At 58.2% G+C, this 15,955-nt stretch carries 18 protein-coding genes; 16 read left to right on the forward strand and 2 right to left on the reverse strand.

The annotated features are described in order from the left end of the window. Positions 1 to 40: 40 nt before the first annotated feature. A complete protein-coding gene (locus tag BDE40_RS06525; protein WP_162848037.1) occupies positions 41 to 835 on the reverse strand; it encodes a COG3904 family protein in 795 nt (264 codons plus the stop codon). A 359-nt stretch (positions 836 to 1,194) separates the two neighbouring features. Here BDE40_RS06525 and purL point away from each other — a divergent pair, with 359 nt between their 5' ends. From purL to BDE40_RS06545, 4 genes are all read left to right on the forward strand, one after another. Further along, positions 1,195 to 3,354 carry a phosphoribosylformylglycinamidine synthase subunit PurL gene (purL, locus tag BDE40_RS06530; RefSeq protein WP_134013609.1) on the forward strand — a complete coding sequence of 720 codons (2,160 nt, stop codon included), beginning with the start codon at positions 1,195 to 1,197 and terminating at the stop codon, positions 3,352 to 3,354. Positions 3,355 to 3,428: 74 nt separating this feature from the next. Further along, positions 3,429 to 3,653, forward strand: a complete 225-nt coding sequence (locus BDE40_RS06535; RefSeq protein ID WP_134013610.1) for a BolA family protein — start codon at positions 3,429 to 3,431, stop codon at positions 3,651 to 3,653. A 3-nt stretch (positions 3,654 to 3,656) separates the two neighbouring features. Then, on the forward strand, positions 3,657 to 4,019 hold the full coding sequence (gene grxD, locus BDE40_RS06540) for a Grx4 family monothiol glutaredoxin (RefSeq protein WP_134013611.1): 363 nt from the start codon (positions 3,657 to 3,659) through the stop codon (positions 4,017 to 4,019). 13 nt (positions 4,020 to 4,032) lie between these two features. Next, positions 4,033 to 4,398 (forward strand): glutaredoxin domain-containing protein, encoded by a 366-nt coding sequence (locus BDE40_RS06545; RefSeq protein ID WP_134013612.1) that lies wholly within the window; start codon positions 4,033 to 4,035, stop codon positions 4,396 to 4,398. A gap of 74 nt (positions 4,399 to 4,472) precedes the next feature. On the opposite strand, the gene tkt is transcribed toward BDE40_RS06545, so the two are convergent. Next, a complete protein-coding gene (gene tkt, locus BDE40_RS06550; RefSeq protein WP_134013613.1) occupies positions 4,473 to 6,488 on the reverse strand; it encodes a transketolase in 2,016 nt (671 codons plus the stop codon). A gap of 213 nt (positions 6,489 to 6,701) precedes the next feature. Between tkt and BDE40_RS06555 the strand changes: the two genes are divergently transcribed. The 12 genes from BDE40_RS06555 to pdhA all read left to right on the forward strand — a co-directional run bounded on the left by BDE40_RS06555 (position 6,702) and on the right by pdhA (position 15,952). Beyond that, positions 6,702 to 7,151, forward strand: coding sequence for a hypothetical protein (locus BDE40_RS06555; RefSeq protein ID WP_134013614.1), 450 nt, complete (start codon positions 6,702 to 6,704; stop codon positions 7,149 to 7,151). A 3-nt stretch (positions 7,152 to 7,154) separates the two neighbouring features. Beyond that, positions 7,155 to 7,538, forward strand: a complete 384-nt coding sequence (locus BDE40_RS06560) for a cell division protein ZapA (RefSeq protein ID WP_073138989.1) — start codon at positions 7,155 to 7,157, stop codon at positions 7,536 to 7,538. 129 nt (positions 7,539 to 7,667) lie between these two features. Then, a complete protein-coding gene (locus BDE40_RS06565) occupies positions 7,668 to 8,216 on the forward strand; it encodes a fasciclin domain-containing protein (RefSeq protein ID WP_134013615.1) in 549 nt (182 codons plus the stop codon). A gap of 83 nt (positions 8,217 to 8,299) precedes the next feature. Beyond that, entirely contained in the window at positions 8,300 to 8,770 is a 471-nt protein-coding gene (gene msrB / locus BDE40_RS06570; protein WP_134013616.1) for a peptide-methionine (R)-S-oxide reductase MsrB, read from the forward strand. A 195-nt stretch (positions 8,771 to 8,965) separates the two neighbouring features. Then, positions 8,966 to 9,964 carry a type I glyceraldehyde-3-phosphate dehydrogenase gene (gene gap / locus BDE40_RS06575; RefSeq protein WP_134013617.1) on the forward strand — a complete coding sequence of 333 codons (999 nt, stop codon included), beginning with the start codon at positions 8,966 to 8,968 and terminating at the stop codon, positions 9,962 to 9,964. Positions 9,965 to 9,994: 30 nt separating this feature from the next. After that, positions 9,995 to 10,138, forward strand: a complete 144-nt coding sequence (locus BDE40_RS18180; protein WP_162848038.1) for a hypothetical protein — start codon at positions 9,995 to 9,997, stop codon at positions 10,136 to 10,138. Between the two features lie 196 nt (positions 10,139 to 10,334). Beyond that, entirely contained in the window at positions 10,335 to 11,339 is a 1,005-nt protein-coding gene (gap, locus tag BDE40_RS06580; RefSeq protein ID WP_134013618.1) for a type I glyceraldehyde-3-phosphate dehydrogenase, read from the forward strand. A 98-nt stretch (positions 11,340 to 11,437) separates the two neighbouring features. Beyond that, complete coding sequence (locus tag BDE40_RS06585) at positions 11,438 to 12,616, forward strand: phosphoglycerate kinase (protein WP_134013619.1); 1,179 nt, start codon at positions 11,438 to 11,440, stop codon at positions 12,614 to 12,616. Positions 12,617 to 12,619: 3 nt separating this feature from the next. Then, positions 12,620 to 13,390 carry an SDR family NAD(P)-dependent oxidoreductase gene (locus BDE40_RS06590; protein WP_134013620.1) on the forward strand — a complete coding sequence of 257 codons (771 nt, stop codon included), beginning with the start codon at positions 12,620 to 12,622 and terminating at the stop codon, positions 13,388 to 13,390. Positions 13,391 to 13,476: 86 nt separating this feature from the next. Further along, positions 13,477 to 14,370: a fructose bisphosphate aldolase gene (locus BDE40_RS06595; protein ID WP_134013621.1), complete on the forward strand. Its 894-nt coding sequence runs from the start codon at positions 13,477 to 13,479 to the stop codon at positions 14,368 to 14,370. A 143-nt stretch (positions 14,371 to 14,513) separates the two neighbouring features. Next, positions 14,514 to 14,789 carry an FtsB family cell division protein gene (locus tag BDE40_RS06600; protein WP_425462394.1) on the forward strand — a complete coding sequence of 92 codons (276 nt, stop codon included), beginning with the start codon at positions 14,514 to 14,516 and terminating at the stop codon, positions 14,787 to 14,789. A 161-nt stretch (positions 14,790 to 14,950) separates the two neighbouring features. Continuing rightward, positions 14,951 to 15,952, forward strand: a complete 1,002-nt coding sequence (gene pdhA, locus BDE40_RS06605) for a pyruvate dehydrogenase (acetyl-transferring) E1 component subunit alpha (RefSeq protein WP_134013623.1) — start codon at positions 14,951 to 14,953, stop codon at positions 15,950 to 15,952. Positions 15,953 to 15,955 lie beyond the last annotated feature (3 nt).

Consider the following 15,955-nt stretch of genomic DNA (forward strand, 5'->3'; position numbering starts at 1 on the left):
TCGGCCGAGCTTTATGCTCGGCCTTTTTTTTGATCCAACACTAGGGCGCCACACCAGTTACAACGCGCGCATCAATCAGTTCGGACAAATCCGGATACCACATTTCCGAAGCCTGACTGTCGAACATCTTGTCAATGAACCAAGCCGCAACCCCGGATCGCAGAAAGTATGCACGGTCCCGCTCCTGCTCCCGCACCAGGTTCGCATTCAAAACAGTATAGGCAGCATCAATCCGATATTGGTGGAAGCCAAGTCTGGCACCGGGCGCCAGCTGTCGTTCGGCACCACCGATGAAAACAGTTGTGCACGCCGAGTTGCATTCAAAGAGAACCAATGTGTTCAAACCATTTTGCCCGATTGTATTTGCCAATCCTCTGGCTTGGTAGATATTGCCACCTGAGCTGTTCAGTACGATCTGTTCGACATTCGGAGACGCTTCGAGCCGCTTTTTTAGGTGGTCGACAATTCCCAGCTCCAATGAGCCGGTTAGTGTCAGGGACCGCCCGTCAACAGTTGGTTCGATGCTGTATTTCGCTGCCCGTTCAGCTTCAAAATCAGCCTGAAGTTTCCGCGTATCTGGAATCGGTAGTGTCATCTGCCAAGCTTCGTGCAGGTGGACGGTGACCCAAAGGAAAGCCACGATCAAACCCAGCTGCGCACCCCAAACAGGGGCCATAGCCCCTAAGGTTCGTATATGGGCCTCGGAGGCACGAACTACCCCGACGGCCTGCCAGACAAAAAGGATTCCGTGAAAGAACAAAACGAAAAGAAGGACCGGTACCCAGTTGTCGTGGAAATCTTGCCCCTTTTCAGGGCCAATCCATCCTTGCAACATGAATATCAGAACGCGAATTAGGACTAGGTTGATCCAGAAGGACCATACCAGCCCATGCTCTCCGTACCAATGTTCAGTCACATATCGCCATACTCTATGGATCTACATGCCCCCACGATGTCGGTTTCTTAAACGAGAACTATCTGACTAGGTGTCTTTGACAAAATGTATCGTAGAGTGGCCGCTACAACAATGACCGCCAAGTTCACGAAAATTGGCCGGCGCGATGTAATGACTTTGCGACTTTGAACATCGCTGGCTGCCCAAACCTCACCCAAGAACGCCCCATTCCCTCTTTCCCCTGCGGCTTTGCTGCAATATGAGATGCGAAAGCAGAAATGATCTGGGGAATTCACGGCATGCAGGAACCACACATCACAGATGATCTGATTGCGGCGCACGGGCTTTCGCCTGACGAATACCAACGTATCCTCGAGATCATCGGCCGCGAACCGACTTTCACCGAGCTCGGCATCTTCTCGGCCATGTGGAACGAGCATTGCTCCTACAAATCCTCCAAGAAATGGCTGCGCACGCTGCCCACCGAAGGCCCGCAAGTGATTTGTGGACCCGGAGAGAACGCAGGCATCGTGGATATCGGCGATGGCCAATGCGTCGTCTTCAAGATGGAGAGCCACAACCACCCCTCCTATATCGAGCCCTACCAAGGCGCTGCGACCGGTGTGGGCGGCATTCTTAGGGATGTGTTCACCATGGGCGCGCGCCCGATTGCGGCGATGAACAGCCTTAGCTTCGGCGAGCCGGACCACCCCAAAACCAAGCAACTGGTCAACGGCGTGGTCGCGGGCGTTGGCGGCTACGGCAACTGCTTTGGCGTGCCGACCGTGGGCGGTGAAGTCCGCTTCCACCCTGCCTATAACGGCAACTGTCTGGTGAACGCCTTTGCGGCGGGCATCGCGGATACGGACAAGATTTTCTACTCGGCGGCCTCCGGCGTCGGTATGCCCGTGGTTTATCTGGGTGCCAAAACCGGCCGTGACGGGGTTGGCGGCGCGACCATGGCCTCGGCCGAGTTCGACGACACCATCGAAGACAAACGCCCCACCGTGCAGGTCGGCGATCCATTTACTGAAAAACGTCTGATGGAAGCCACGCTGGAGCTGATGGCGACCGGCGCTGTTATCTCCATTCAGGATATGGGGGCTGCTGGCTTGACGTGTTCTGCCGTGGAGATGGGCGACAAGGGCGGCTTGGGCGTCAAACTGTTCCTCGAAAAAGTCCCGCAACGCGAAGAGAACATGAGCGCCTATGAAATGATGCTATCCGAGTCTCAGGAGCGCATGTTGATGGTCCTCAAACCCGAGCTTGAGGCCGAGGCCCGCGCGGTGTTCGAGAAATGGGACCTAGATTTTGCCATCGTCGGCGAGACCATCGACGAGGACCGATTCCTGATCCTGCACAACAACGAGGTCAAAGCCGACCTGCCGCTGAAGACGCTGTCCGGCTCTGCGCCCGAATATGACCGCCCTTGGGTGGCAACCCCTGCCGCCGCGCCGCTGGAGGACATCCCGCAGGTCGACGCCATCGACGCGCTGCGCATGCTTCTGTCCAGCCCGAACTATGCGCGCAAGCAATGGGTGTGGGAGCAATATGACAGCCAAGTCATGGCCGACACCATCAACGCCCCGGGCGCAGGTGCTGGTATCGTGCGGGTGCACGGCACCGACAAGGCGCTGGCGTTCACGTCCGACGTGACCCCGCGCTACGTCAAGGCGAACCCAGTCGAGGGCGGCAAACAGGCGGTGGCGGAAGCCTACCGCAACCTGACCGCCGTGGGCGCGGTGCCGTTGGCGACCACCGACAACATGAACTTCGGCAACCCCGAGAAGCCCGAGATCATGGGGCAATTCGTGGGCGCGATCAAAGGCATAGGGCTTGCCGTTAAAGCGCTGGACATGCCCATCGTGTCGGGCAACGTCTCGCTCTATAACGAAACCGACGGCACCGGCATCCTGCCGACCCCGACGATTGGTGCGGTCGGTCTGATCAAACATCTGGACGACATCATCGCAGGCACCGTTCGCGACGGTCATGTCTTGTTGATGGTTGGCGACGCGGAAGGCCATCTGGGCCAGTCCGCCTTGCTGGCAGAAGTGTTCAACCGCGAGGACGGCGACGCGCCGCATGTCGATTTGGACGCCGAAAAACGCAACGGTGACTTCATCCGCGCGCAACGTGAATGGATCGACGTCTGCACCGATGTGTCCGATGGCGGCGTGGCTGTGGCCGCGTTCGAGATGGCCGACGCCGCTGGCGTGGGCGTGACGCTGGACGATGACAACACGCAAGCCGCCTTCGGCGAGGATCAGGCCCGCTACCTCATCGGCTGTTCTTTCGACAAGGCCGAGGCTCTGATGATCGCTGCCGGACAGGCTGGCGTAACCCTCACCACCATCGGCAAATTCGGTGGCGATGCGGTCACAATCGGAGCGTCCTCTGCCCCGTTGGCCGAGTTGTCGGAAACCTACCACACAAGCTTTGAGGCCGCCGTCGCGTGAACGTGGGTTGTCACCCAACCTTCGGCTGCCTACTTTCCTATTAACGACGATCCCCTGACAGGAGCCTTAAGCCCATGCAACCCAATGACATCGAGGACTTGATCCGCGTGAGCTTTCCCAACGCGCAAATTGAAGTGCATGGCGACGATGGCGCGCATTTCTCTGCGCTGGTGGTGGACGAGAGTTTTAAAGGCCAGAACCGTGTGCAGCAACAACGTGCGGTAATGGCAGCTGTGAAAGACAAAGTGGACAGCGGCGAATTGCACGCGCTGGCCCTTACAACGAAAGCACCGGAGTAAGATATGACTGACGCAAACGCACAAATCAAAGACACCGTGACCAGCAACGACGTGGTGCTGTTCATGAAAGGCACCTCTGAGATGCCGCAATGCGGATTCTCGTCCAAAGTGGCGGGTGTTCTGAACTACATGGGCGTCCAGTACAAAGACGTGAACGTGCTGGCGGATGACGCCATCCGCTCTGGCATCAAGGAATTCTCGGACTGGCCAACAATCCCGCAGCTTTACGTCAAAGGCGAATTCGTCGGCGGCTGCGATATCATCACCGAAATGACCCTGTCGGGCGAGCTGGATACCCTGCTGGAGCAAAACGGTGTAAGCTTCGACAAGGACGCGGCCAACAAAATCCGCGAACACAACACCTGAAGGGGCTTTAGCCATGAGCGATGAAATTGAAGACTACCTGAATGATGTCTTCTCTAAGCATCGCGTGGTTTTATTCATGAACGGCACGGTCGAAGCGCCGGCGGACGCGGAATCGATGGCGGCTCGAAATCTGCTTTCGTCAATTAAGATCGCGTTCCATCCCGTCGACGTCAGCCGCGACCCGCGCCTGTTGCCTGCTCTGCAAAAGCGGTCGGAATGGGAGCAATTGGCACAGCTGTTCATTGACGGGCAGTTCATCTGCGACAGCTTCAATATGGGGACCTTCCTGAAATCCAAGGATTTGGATAAAATCCTTAAATCAAAGAAGGTCCCGTTCGACGAGGCCGCTGCCGATCAGTTTCGAGAGATGAATTCCTAAAGCAGTTTGTGACCAACAAAAAAAGCCCGTCTGAAACATCGCTTCGCCGGGCTTTTTTATTCTTGTCGAGTGACTTAGAGCAAACTCTTCACCTTATCAGCGACACCTTGCGCGGTGATGCCGAAATGCGCGTAAAGCTCGTCAGCCGGTGCAGAAGCCCCGAAGCTTTCCATGCCGACAAAGCCTGCTTTGCCGGTTTTACCGCGCTCGCCCAGCAGCCATTTGTCCCAGCCGAAACCGATAGCGGCCTCGACCGCGACGCGCACCGGACCGGCGGGCAGCACCTTACGGCGGTACTTCTCGTCCTGCGCCTCGAACAACTCCCAGCAGGGCATGGATACGACGCGGGTGCCGATGCCTTCGGCCTCCAGCAATTCACGCGCGGCCAAGGCGATTTCCACCTCGGAACCGGTCGCCATGATGATCGCCTGACGCTTACTCTCGGCCTCGGCCAAGACATAGGCACCCATGGCGGTCTGGTTTTTCAACGTGTGGTCAGTCCGCACGGTGGGCAGGTTTTGACGTGACAGCGCCAGAACCGATGGCGTCGATTTTGATGTCAGCGCCAATTCCCACGCCTCGGCTGTTTCCACCGCATCCGCAGGGCGGAAAACGTTGGTGTTTGGCGTCGCGCGCAACATGGCGAGGTGTTCGACCGGTTGGTGGGTCGGGCCGTCTTCGCCAAGACCGATGCTGTCATGGGTCATCACATAGGTCACCGGAATTCCCATCAAAGCGGACAGACGCATCGCACCACGGGCGTAGTCGGTGAAACACATGAATGTCCCGCCATAAGCCTTTGTTCCGCCATGCAAAGCCATGCCGTTCATCGCGGCTGCCATGCCGTGCTCGCGGATGCCGTAATACATGTAACGGCCCTTGCGGTTGTCCGTGTCAAAGACGCCCATATCAGCGGTCAGCGTGTTGTTGGATCCCGTTAGGTCAGCCGAGCCACCGAAGGTTTCCTGCATGATCGGATTGATCACTTCCAGCGCCATTTCGGACGCCTTGCGGGTCGCAACTTTCGGTGCTGTTTCGCTGATCTGCTTTTTCAACGCCTTGATAGTCGCCGACAGCTTTTTCGGAGCATCCCCTGCATAGCAACGGGCAAACTCTTTCTGCTTGGAGCCGGAAACCTCACCGAGGCGCGTCTCCCACGCCTTGCGGTCGTCGGCCCCGCGCTTGCCGATGTCCTCCCACTGGGATTTCACGTCGGACGGGATTTCAAACGGGCCATAGCTCCAGCCATAGGCCACTTTGGTGTCGCGGATCAGCTCGTCCGAGGTCAGCGCGCCGTGACCCTTGGAGGTGTCCTGCGCCGATGAGCCAAGCGCGATATGCGTTTTGCACGCGATCATCGACGGCTTTTTGGTTTTCTTCGCCTTCTCGATGGCGGCGTCGATCTGTTCGGGATCGTGGCCGTCGATTTCCTGCACATGCCAGCCGGACGCCTTAAAGCGCATAACCTGATCGGTGCGGTCCGACAGATCGACTTTGCCGTCGATGGTGATGTTGTTGTTGTCCCAGAACACAACAAGGCGCCCCAGCTCGTGGCGACCTGCAAGGCTGATGGCTTCCTGGCTGACGCCCTCCATCAGGCAGCCGTCACCGGCGATGCAATAGGTATAGTGGTCAACGATCTTCTTGCCGAACCGTGCGCGCTGGTTTTCCTCGGCAAGCGCGAAGCCGACCGAGTTGGCGATGCCTTGCCCCAATGGGCCGGTTGTGGTCTCGACGCCCTTGGCGTGACCGTATTCGGGATGGCCCGCAGTAATCGCGCCCAACTGGCGGAAGTTCTTGATCTGCTCCAGCGTCATGTCAGAATATCCGGTGAGGTGCAGCAGCGAATAGATCAGCATGGAGCCGTGGCCCGCAGACAGGATGAAGCGGTCGCGATCCGGCCATTCGGGCGCGGAGGCGTCAAACTTCAAATGCTTCTCGAACAGGACCGTCGCCACGTCAGCCATGCCCATAGGCATGCCGGAGTGGCCGGAATTTGCCGCCGCAACGGCATCCAGTGTCAGCGTACGGATGGCGGCTGCGCGCATCCAATGTTCGGGGTGGGCTTTGCGCAGGGCTGCAATATCCAAGGCTCTGATCCTTATAAGGCGGTGCGTATCGACCGCGGTGATACCAGCGTTGGCGCGAAGTTCAAGCCGTGGCAGACGCCCCGTAACCGCGATCACAGCTTAAAGGGGAGGCATTCGGCGCAATCTATGGTTAAAATCAAGCCTGTGAGGCACGGAGTTGATTCGTGACGGGATACCCCGTCTTTGGATCCTCCAACGAGACGAGGGATAAATATGACTGACGTCACCGAGCTGGAGCAGCGCATTATCACTGCGTTGGACAGAATTGAGTACAGCGCCGACCAGATTGCCAGCGCACCAGCGGCCCCGGATGCCGATATGGTGGAAGAGCTTGAAATCGAGCGGGACACGAACGCGCGACTGGTCGAGTCCGGCCAGCAGAACCTTGCCCGCATCGAGCGTCTGGAGACCCGTGTGGCCCGCCTGACCGACAGGCTGGAATTCATGGACAGCGAAAACAAGCGCCTGCAAGCCGTCATGGGGGCGTTGCGCGAAACCAACAAACAACTGCGTGGCGCAAATGCGGAACACCAAGGGGCGGATGCCGCCATCAACACAGCGCTTGAAACCGAGAACGAGGCGCTCCACGCCGCCCGCACTGCCGACCTGGCGGAGCTTGACGATATTCTGAGCGAAATCGCACCACTGGTTAAGGAGGGATAAGCCATGCCCGAGATCAACATCGACATCGGAGGCCGCACCTTCCAAGTGGCATGCCAAACCGGCGAAGAGCATTTCCTGCAAACCGCCGCCAAGCTGCTCGACAACGAAGCCAGCGTGTTGGCCGACCAGATCGGGCGCATGCCGGAAACCCGTATGTTGCTGATGGCGGGCTTGATGCTGGCGGATAAAACCGCAGGCGTCGAAGAAGACCTGCGTGCGGCCGAAGACCGGCTTGATAAGATGCGCCGCGAATTGGAGAGCCTGAAATCCTCCCCTCCGCAAACGGTTGAAGTGCCCGTCATTCCGGCCTCCGTCACCGACACTTTGGCGGAAATCGCAGCGCGGTCCGAAGCGCTTGCAGAAGCGCTTGAGGCAAAGCGCGCCTGATATCTCTGAAAGCGGTCGCGAACACGTGATCGCTTTCTTTTGCACCAACGTGAAACTTATCTGATCCCGTTCTCGTGGGTTCTTGCATAGCCGGGCAGTTCGCCCTGCTCCATGTAAAGGACAACACCAATGATCAAACACTTCTTCGCCGCCAGCGCCGCAACTCTTTCCCTCACAGCAACAGCAATCGCAGCTAATCCGAATGTGGGTGGTGCGCCGATGTTTGAGTCGAAAAACATTGTCGAAAACGCCGTGAACTCAGCCGATCACACGACATTGGTTGCCGCTGTGAAAGCTGCCGGACTGGTCGAGACACTTGCAAGCGCGGGTCCCTTCACTGTCTTCGCACCCGTAAATGCAGCCTTCGACGCCCTGCCCGCCGGCACCGTCGAGACATTGCTGAAGCCAGAAAACAAAGCCCTGCTGACCAAAGTACTGACCGCCCATGTGGTTGCAGGCAAAATGTCGGCTGCGGATATATCCGCCAAGGTTCGTGCATCCGACAACGGCTTTTACCAGTTCCTGACCGTATCCGGCGACACATTGTCGGCCACTATCAAAGGCGGCAAGCTCTACATCGTGGATGAAAGCGGCAACGGTGCTGGCATGACCATTCAGGACGTCAACCAATCCAATGGCGTCATCCATGTGGTGAACTCGGTCCTCGTTCCGAAATAAGCGCGGTTTCGCTGCACCTAAAAAATCAGGGTGGCCACTCTTGGCCGCCCTTCCCCACCAGCCTGCCATAAGGACAACCAGCCATGATTAGCCCCACCCGCCGCTCTTTTCTGCTTGGCGCCAGCGCTGCCGCTTGCTTCTCGTCGTCGGGACAGGCCGCAGGATCTTTCGAAGTCACCCGCACCGATGCGCAATGGCGCGCGATGCTGACGGAGACCCAGTACCTTGTAATGCGCAAAGAGAAGACGGAGAACCCCTATACCAGCCCGCTCAATGACGAAAAAGCTGCGGGGACATACATCTGTCGCGGCTGTGATCTGCCGCTCTATGCGTCGCGGACCAAGTATGATTCCGGCACCGGCTGGCCGAGCTTCACCGCTCCACTGAAAAACGCTGTGGGAACCAAACCGGACAACACCTTGTTCACTACCCGCACTGAGGTGCATTGCCGCCGCTGCGGCAGCCATCTGGGTCACATTTTTGACGACGGTCCTGCACCGACCGGGAAACGCCACTGTCTGAACGGCGTCAGTCTGGTGTTTGTGGCGAAGTGAGTCGACTCAGGTTGAATGTCTCCGCGCGGGCAGATCGTTAACGCTAACACGGAAACTGCGGCAATCTGCGCCTGCGGATTGTTGACGTGTTAACGCTAACAGCCTCATTTTTAAGCCAAAACAAGCTATCCATGTGTGGTGTCGCCCCTTATACCCGCAAACAAGACTGAGCGGAGCGCAGAGGAACCAGTGACCATGACCACAACTGTAGCCATTAACGGGTTTGGCCGTATCGGCCGTTGCACACTTGCCCACATCGCCGAAAGCGCGCGCAACGACATTCAAGTCGTCGCCATTAACGCCACCGGCCCGATCGAAACCAACGCGCATTTGCTGAAATACGACAGCGTTCATGGCCGCTTTGGTCAAGAGGTCCGCGTTGACGGCGACACGATGGACATTGGCCGTGGCCCGATGAAGGTGTTCTCGACCTACAACCCGGAAGAGCTGGACTGGAGCGGCGTCGACGTCGTGTTGGAATGCACCGGCAAGTTCAACTCCAAGGAACAATCCGAAGTCCACCTGACCCGCGGCGCCAAGCGGGTGCTGATCTCCGCCCCTGCAAGCAATGTCGACCGCACCATCGTCTACGGCGTGAACCACCGCGACCTGCTGCCGGAGCATAAAGTCATTTCCAACGGCTCCTGCACCACCAACTGTTTGGCACCATTGGCCAAGGTTCTGAATGAAGCCATTGGCATCGAGCGCGGGATCATGACGACGATCCACAGCTACACCGGCGACCAGCCAACGCTGGACCGCCGCCACACGGACCTCTATCGCGCACGGGCAGCCGCCATGGCGATGATCCCGACCTCCACCGGCGCGGCGAAGGCACTGGGCGAAGTGCTGCCCGAACTGGCAGGCAAGCTGGACGGCACTGCGATGCGCGTCCCGACCCCGAACGTGTCCGCCGTGGATCTGACGTTTGAGGCGTCCAAGGACGTCACCGTTGAAGATGTGAACGAGGTTGTCCGTGAAGCCGCCGCTGGTCACATGGGCTCAGTGCTCAGCTACGACCCCGAGCAAAAAGTTTCCATCGACTTCAACCACACCAATTACTCCTCGATTTTCGCGCCCGACCAGACAAAGGTTGTCGGCGGCCGCACGGTTCGGGTATTGGCGTGGTATGACAACGAATGGGGCTTTTCCTGCCGCATGGCCGATGTGGCCTCTGCAATGGGACGCCTCTGACATCCCAGTCCCAGAGGGCCCGCGCCTTAGATGACAGACAAGATCGCAATTGTTCTCGTACTATTGATCGGCGGCATCTTTGCCGCTGATTTTTTTGTGTTCGGGTGGAATTTGCACATTTTCTTGGGGCGCAAACTAATGGTCCTGACCGAGTATATCGCGTTCTGGCGGTAGCATACGGCTGGGCAGCCGGAGACGGCCTTACTGGTCAATCAGTGCACGCCCGTTAAGGCCCGAGCGCCAATTCCCCCTCTAAATTCCTTCTCATCAACTGCGTTCTGTTAACGACCCAAAGCTTGACCTTTGCCCTAAAATGTAATTGTTAGCGGTAACAGAAGTTTTCCAATCTCCCATCAGGAGGGTCTCCCCCATGTCAGTTAAAGTCGCCATCAACGGATTTGGCCGCATCGGTCGCAATGTACTGCGTGCAATCATTGAAAGCGGTCGCACCGATATCGAGGTCGTCGCAATCAACGATCTTGGGCCGGTCGAGACCAACGCCCACCTGCTGCAATACGATTCTGTGCATGGCCGCTTCCCGCAAGAAGTTGTGGTTGACGGGGACACCATCGACGTGGGCCGCGGTCCGATCAAGGTCAGCGCCATCCGTAACCCTGCCGATCTGCCATGGAGCGACGTGGACATCGTGATGGAATGCACGGGTATATTCACCTCGAAAGAGGCCTGTCAGGCCCATCTGGAAAACGGCTCGTCGCGCGTGCTGATTTCTGCCCCCGGCAAAGATGCAGACAAAACCATCGTCTATGGCGTCAACCATGACAGCCTGACCAAGGACGACATCGTCGTCTCCAATGCGTCCTGCACCACCAACTGCCTTTCGCCCGTCGTCCACGTGCTGCAAGACAATATCGGCATCATCAAAGGCTTCATGACCACGATCCACAGTTACACCGGCGACCAGCCGACGCTGGACACGATGCACAAGGACCTCTACCGCGCCCGCGCGGCAGCTTTGTCGATGATCCCGACCTCCACCGGTGCCGCCAAAGCCGTGGGCCTCGTGCTGCCCGAATTGGACGGCAAGCTGGACGGTGTGGCCATCCGCGTGCCAACTCCGAATGTCTCGGTCGTTGATCTGACATTCGAGGCCAGCCGTGACACAACGGTGGACGAAGTCAATGCCTTGATGTCCGCCGCCGCCGAAAGCGGCCCGCTGAAAGGCATCCTTGGCTACACCGAGAAAAAGCTGGTCAGCTCCGACTTCAACCATGACCCGCGCTCGTCCATCTTTGCCGCGGATCAAACCAAAGTACTGGAGGGCCGCATGGTCCGCATCCTGACCTGGTATGACAATGAATGGGGCTTCTCCAACCGTATGGCAGACACTGCCGTTGCGATGGGCAAACTCCTCTAGGCTTCATCTTGGCATAAATATTCAAATCACATGACTGGATCACGCGGCCCGCTCCTTATAGAAGCGGGCCGTAAGCATATAACGGGGATGGCACGCAGATGGCTTGGAAAACACTCGACGACATGGACCTGACCGGCAAACGCGTCTTGGTCCGCGTGGACATCAACGTGCCCATGGAAGATGGCCATGTCACCGACACTACCCGCATCGACCGGATTGTGCCCACCGTGCGCGACGTGCTGGCTGCGGGCGGCATACCGATCCTGATGGCGCATTACGGCCGTCCCAAAGGCAAGGTGGTGCCGGAGATGTCGCTGAGCCATGTGGTCCCGACCCTGTCCGACATTCTCGACCAGCCTATCGCCTTCATCGACGGCAATTACGGCGATCGTATCGCGGCGCTGCAGGCCGGAGACATCGCCTTGCTGGAAAACCTGCGCTTCAACCCGGGCGAAGAGGCCAATGACGCAGGCTTCGCGCAACGCCTCGCCTCGCTGGGTGATGTCTATGTCAACGACGCCTTCTCGACAGCGCACCGTGCGCATGCCTCGACCGAAGCGCTCGCCAAGCTGTTGCCGGCCTGCGCAGGTCGCCTGATGCAAGAAGAGCTCAGCGCATTGGAAGCCGCCCTTGGCACTCCAGAGCGCCCCGTGGTTGCGATCGTTGGCGGGGCGAAGGTGTCGACCAAGCTCGACCTGCTGGGCAATCTCGTGGAAAAGGTCAACCATCTGGTGATCGGGGGTGGCATGGCCAACACCTTCCTTGCAGCACAGGGGATCGGCGTGGGCAAATCGCTGGCCGAGCATGAGATGGCCAACACCGCGCGCGACATCATCGCCAAGGCCAAGACGACCGGCTGCGAAATCATCCTGCCGCGCGACATCGTTGTCGCCAAGGAGTTCAAGGAAAACGCACAACATCAGACCGTTGCCGCTGGCGCCTGCCCCGAGGATCAGATGATCCTTGATGCCGGACCCACGACGGTGGACTACATCAAGGGCGTGCTGAAGGACGCCAAGACGCTGATTATGAATGGCCCGCTTGGCGTGTTTGAGCTGGCGCCGTTCCACAAAGCGACCTTCGACGTGCTCGACGAAATTGCGCGCCAGACGAAGGCGGGCGAATTGGTCTCCGTCGCTGGCGGTGGCGACACCGTGGCCGCCGTAAATGCGAGCGGGCATGAGGGTGATTTCACCTATATCTCCACCGCGGGCGGCGCGTTTCTTGAATGGATGGAGGGCAAGACGCTCCCCGGTGTCGCCGCGTTGGAAGGATAGACTATGGGCTATGTGCTGATCACGGGAGCTTCCGAGGGGATTGGTAAAGCCATCGCCCATCGCGCCGCACAAGACGGGCGCGACTTGATCCTGAGCGCGCGGTCGGAAGACAAACTGAAAGCGCTGGCAGGCGAGCTGCGTGAGACCGGACGCGATGTTCATGTGGTAATCGCAGACCTGAATGCGGCGGACGGGGCGAAAACGCTTTGGGCCAATGCTACGCAAATCGGCCAGATCGACGTGCTGGTGAACAATGCGGGGCTTGGCATCAACGGACCTTTCGCCAAAACCGACACCGCCCGCGAAGAGGCTACCGCGCAGGTCAACATGATCGCGCTGACCCAGCTGATGAAGGCGGGCGTGCAGCACATGACCGGCAACGGCGGCGGCAAGATCCTGAACGTCTCGTCCACCGCCGCCTTCATGCCCGGCCCGCAGATGGCGGTGTATCATGCCAGCAAATCCTATGTGTTGTCGCTGTCCGAGGCAGTCGCGCAAGAACTGGCGGGCGCCGGGATCACCGTATCGGTGCTTTGCCCCGGCCCCACCAAGACGGATTTTTTCAAGGATGCCGACATGAAGGATGTCCGACTTCTGAAACTGGGGCTATCCATGACCGCCGAAGGCGTGGCTGACGCTGGCTGGTCCGGCATGATGCGCGGCAAGCGGGTGATCGTCCCAGGCTTCATGAACAAAGTCTTCGCCTTCATGCCCCGCATCACGCCGCGCGGGCTTTTGACATGGGTCGTGGCGCAGTTTTACGTCCGCTCCTGAGCGCCGTTAGCGCAAGCATGATTGCAACATCACGCCCCCTCGCCTAGAGATTGCTGAAATTAGCGTATCCATTGGCGAGGCCCCTCATGTCGAATTCCGAACAGCTTGAACAAATCCGCAACGGCAAGGGCTTCATCGCCGCGCTGGATCAAAGCGGCGGCTCGACCCCCAAGGCGCTGCGCCTTTATGGCGTCGAGGAAGATGCCTACGCCAATGACGAAGAGATGTTCGATAAGATCCACGAGATGCGCACCCGCATCGTGAAGGCACCTGCCTTCAACGGCGAAAAGGTCATCGGTGCGATCCTGTTCGAGAAGACCATGGACCGCGAGATGGGCGGAATGCCGTCGGGCCGGTTCATTTGGGAAGACAGCCGCGTAGTGCCGTTTTTGAAGATCGACAAGGGGCTGGAAGCCGAGGCCGACGGCGTGCAGATGATGAAGCCTATCGACGGTCTTGATGCGCTGCTGAAACGCGGCGTGGAAAAGGGCATGTTCGGGACCAAGATGCGCTCGGTCATCAACGCAGCATCAACGTCAGGCATCGCGGCCAACGTGGCGCAGCAGTTTGATCTGGGTCGTCAGATTTTGGGCCACGGCCTGGTTCCGATCATCGAGCCGGAAGTGACCATTTCCATCACCGACAAGGCCGAGGCCGAGGACATTCTGCTGGCCGAGCTGACCAAGCAACTCGACGCCCTGCCTGAAGGCAAGGACGTGATGTTGAAGTTGACCCTTCCAGAAAAGGCAAACCTGTATCAGTCGCTGGTCAGCCACCCCCGCGTAATGCGCGTCGTGGCACTGTCGGGCGGCTACACCCGCGAGGAAGCCAATGCCCGCCTGTCCAAAAACACAGGTGTGATTGCCAGCTTCTCTCGTGCCTTGACCGAAGGCCTGTCCGCGCAGCAAACCGACACCGAGTTCAACGAAATGATCGCGGCAACCATCGACAGCATTTATCAGGCGTCTGTGGCGGGATAATTGGCAAAAACCCTAATAAAAATGCTGTTCTAGAGATTTAGGGGATTCACAAACCGAATCACATGTGCGATTCATATCGGGCAGCGTCCGCAAAGAGGCGCATCCCGAGGTTCACATTGACCAATTCACGCACCACGTTTGGCCTGACGCCCTTGCTGATATTTTCGGTGTTCTTCCTGATGGGAGCGTATTTCGTGTTTGCAGCGGTGCAAGGCGACTACGGGATTTTCAGGCGTGTTCAAGTCGAGTCAGAGATTGAAACCCTGCGCAGCGAACTGGACGCATTGGAAGCCCAAGTGGCCGACATGCGCAACAAGACGCGGCGACTCTCCGACAATTACCTCGACCTCGATCTGCTCGACATGCAGGCCCGCGCAACGCTTGGCCTGATGCGGTCCGACGAAATCCTGTTGCGCTAACCCTATATAATCCTTCATCTCCATCGCCTCCCCGAGTACCATTGGTAAAAGTTACCACGCGGCACCTAAACGGGGGTGATCTTTGCAAAAAGCTCTGGTAAAAGATAGTTTAACGTTAAACTATACCCTTTTGCGCTAAGATTTTTGGGAGGATTGCCAGCATGGCCGCCAAGAAAACCACCAAGAAAGCGAATGTCTCGAAGGAAGAGCTTCTCAGCTACTACCGCGACATGCTTTTGATCCGTCGTTTTGAAGAAAAAGCGGGCCAGCTCTATGGCATGGGCCTGATCGGCGGCTTCTGTCACCTCTACATTGGTCAAGAGGCCGTAGTTGTGGGCTTGGAAGCGGCCACCAAAGACGGTGACAAGCGCATCACATCCTATCGCGATCACGGTCACATGCTGGCCTGTGGCATGGACCCCAAAGGCGTCATGGCCGAGCTGACGGGCCGCGAAGGCGGCTATTCCAAAGGCAAGGGCGGCTCCATGCACATGTTCTCCAAGGAGAAGCATTTCTACGGTGGCCACGGCATCGTGGCAGCGCAGGTGCCGCTTGGTGCGGGCCTCGCCTTCTCCGACAAGTATCGCGGCAATGACAATGTGACGTTTACCTATTTCGGCGACGGTGCCGCGAACCAAGGTCAGGTCTACGAAACCTTCAACATGGCAGCCCTGTGGGACCTGCCGGTGATCTTCGTGATCGAGAACAACCAATACGCGATGGGCACCGCGATGGCCCGCTCCACCTCCTCCCCCGACATCTACACCCGTGGCGCAGCCTTTGGTATCAAGGGCGAAGCGGTCGACGGCATGGACGTATTGGCGGTCAAGGAAGCCTCCGAGAAAGCCGTCGCACACTGCCGCGCTGGCAAAGGCCCGTATATTCTGGAAGTGAAAACTTACCGGTATCGCGGCCACTCCATGTCCGACCCTGCGAAATACCGGACCCGCGAAGAAGTGCAGAAAATGCGCGACGAGCGGGACTGCATTGAGCAGGTCCGCGACATTTTGCTGACAGGCAAGCACGCGACTGACGAAGACCTGAAAGCCATCGACAAGGAAATCAAAGGCATCGTGAACGAGGCCGCTGAATTCTCCAAAGAAAGCCCGGAGCCCAGCTTGGACGAGCTTTACACAGACATCTACATGGAAGCGGAGGCTTAAGAC

Origin of the sequence: Litoreibacter halocynthiae, assembly GCF_004365635.1 — a bacterium.
Classification (GTDB): Bacteria; Pseudomonadota; Alphaproteobacteria; order Rhodobacterales; family Rhodobacteraceae; genus Litoreibacter; species Litoreibacter halocynthiae.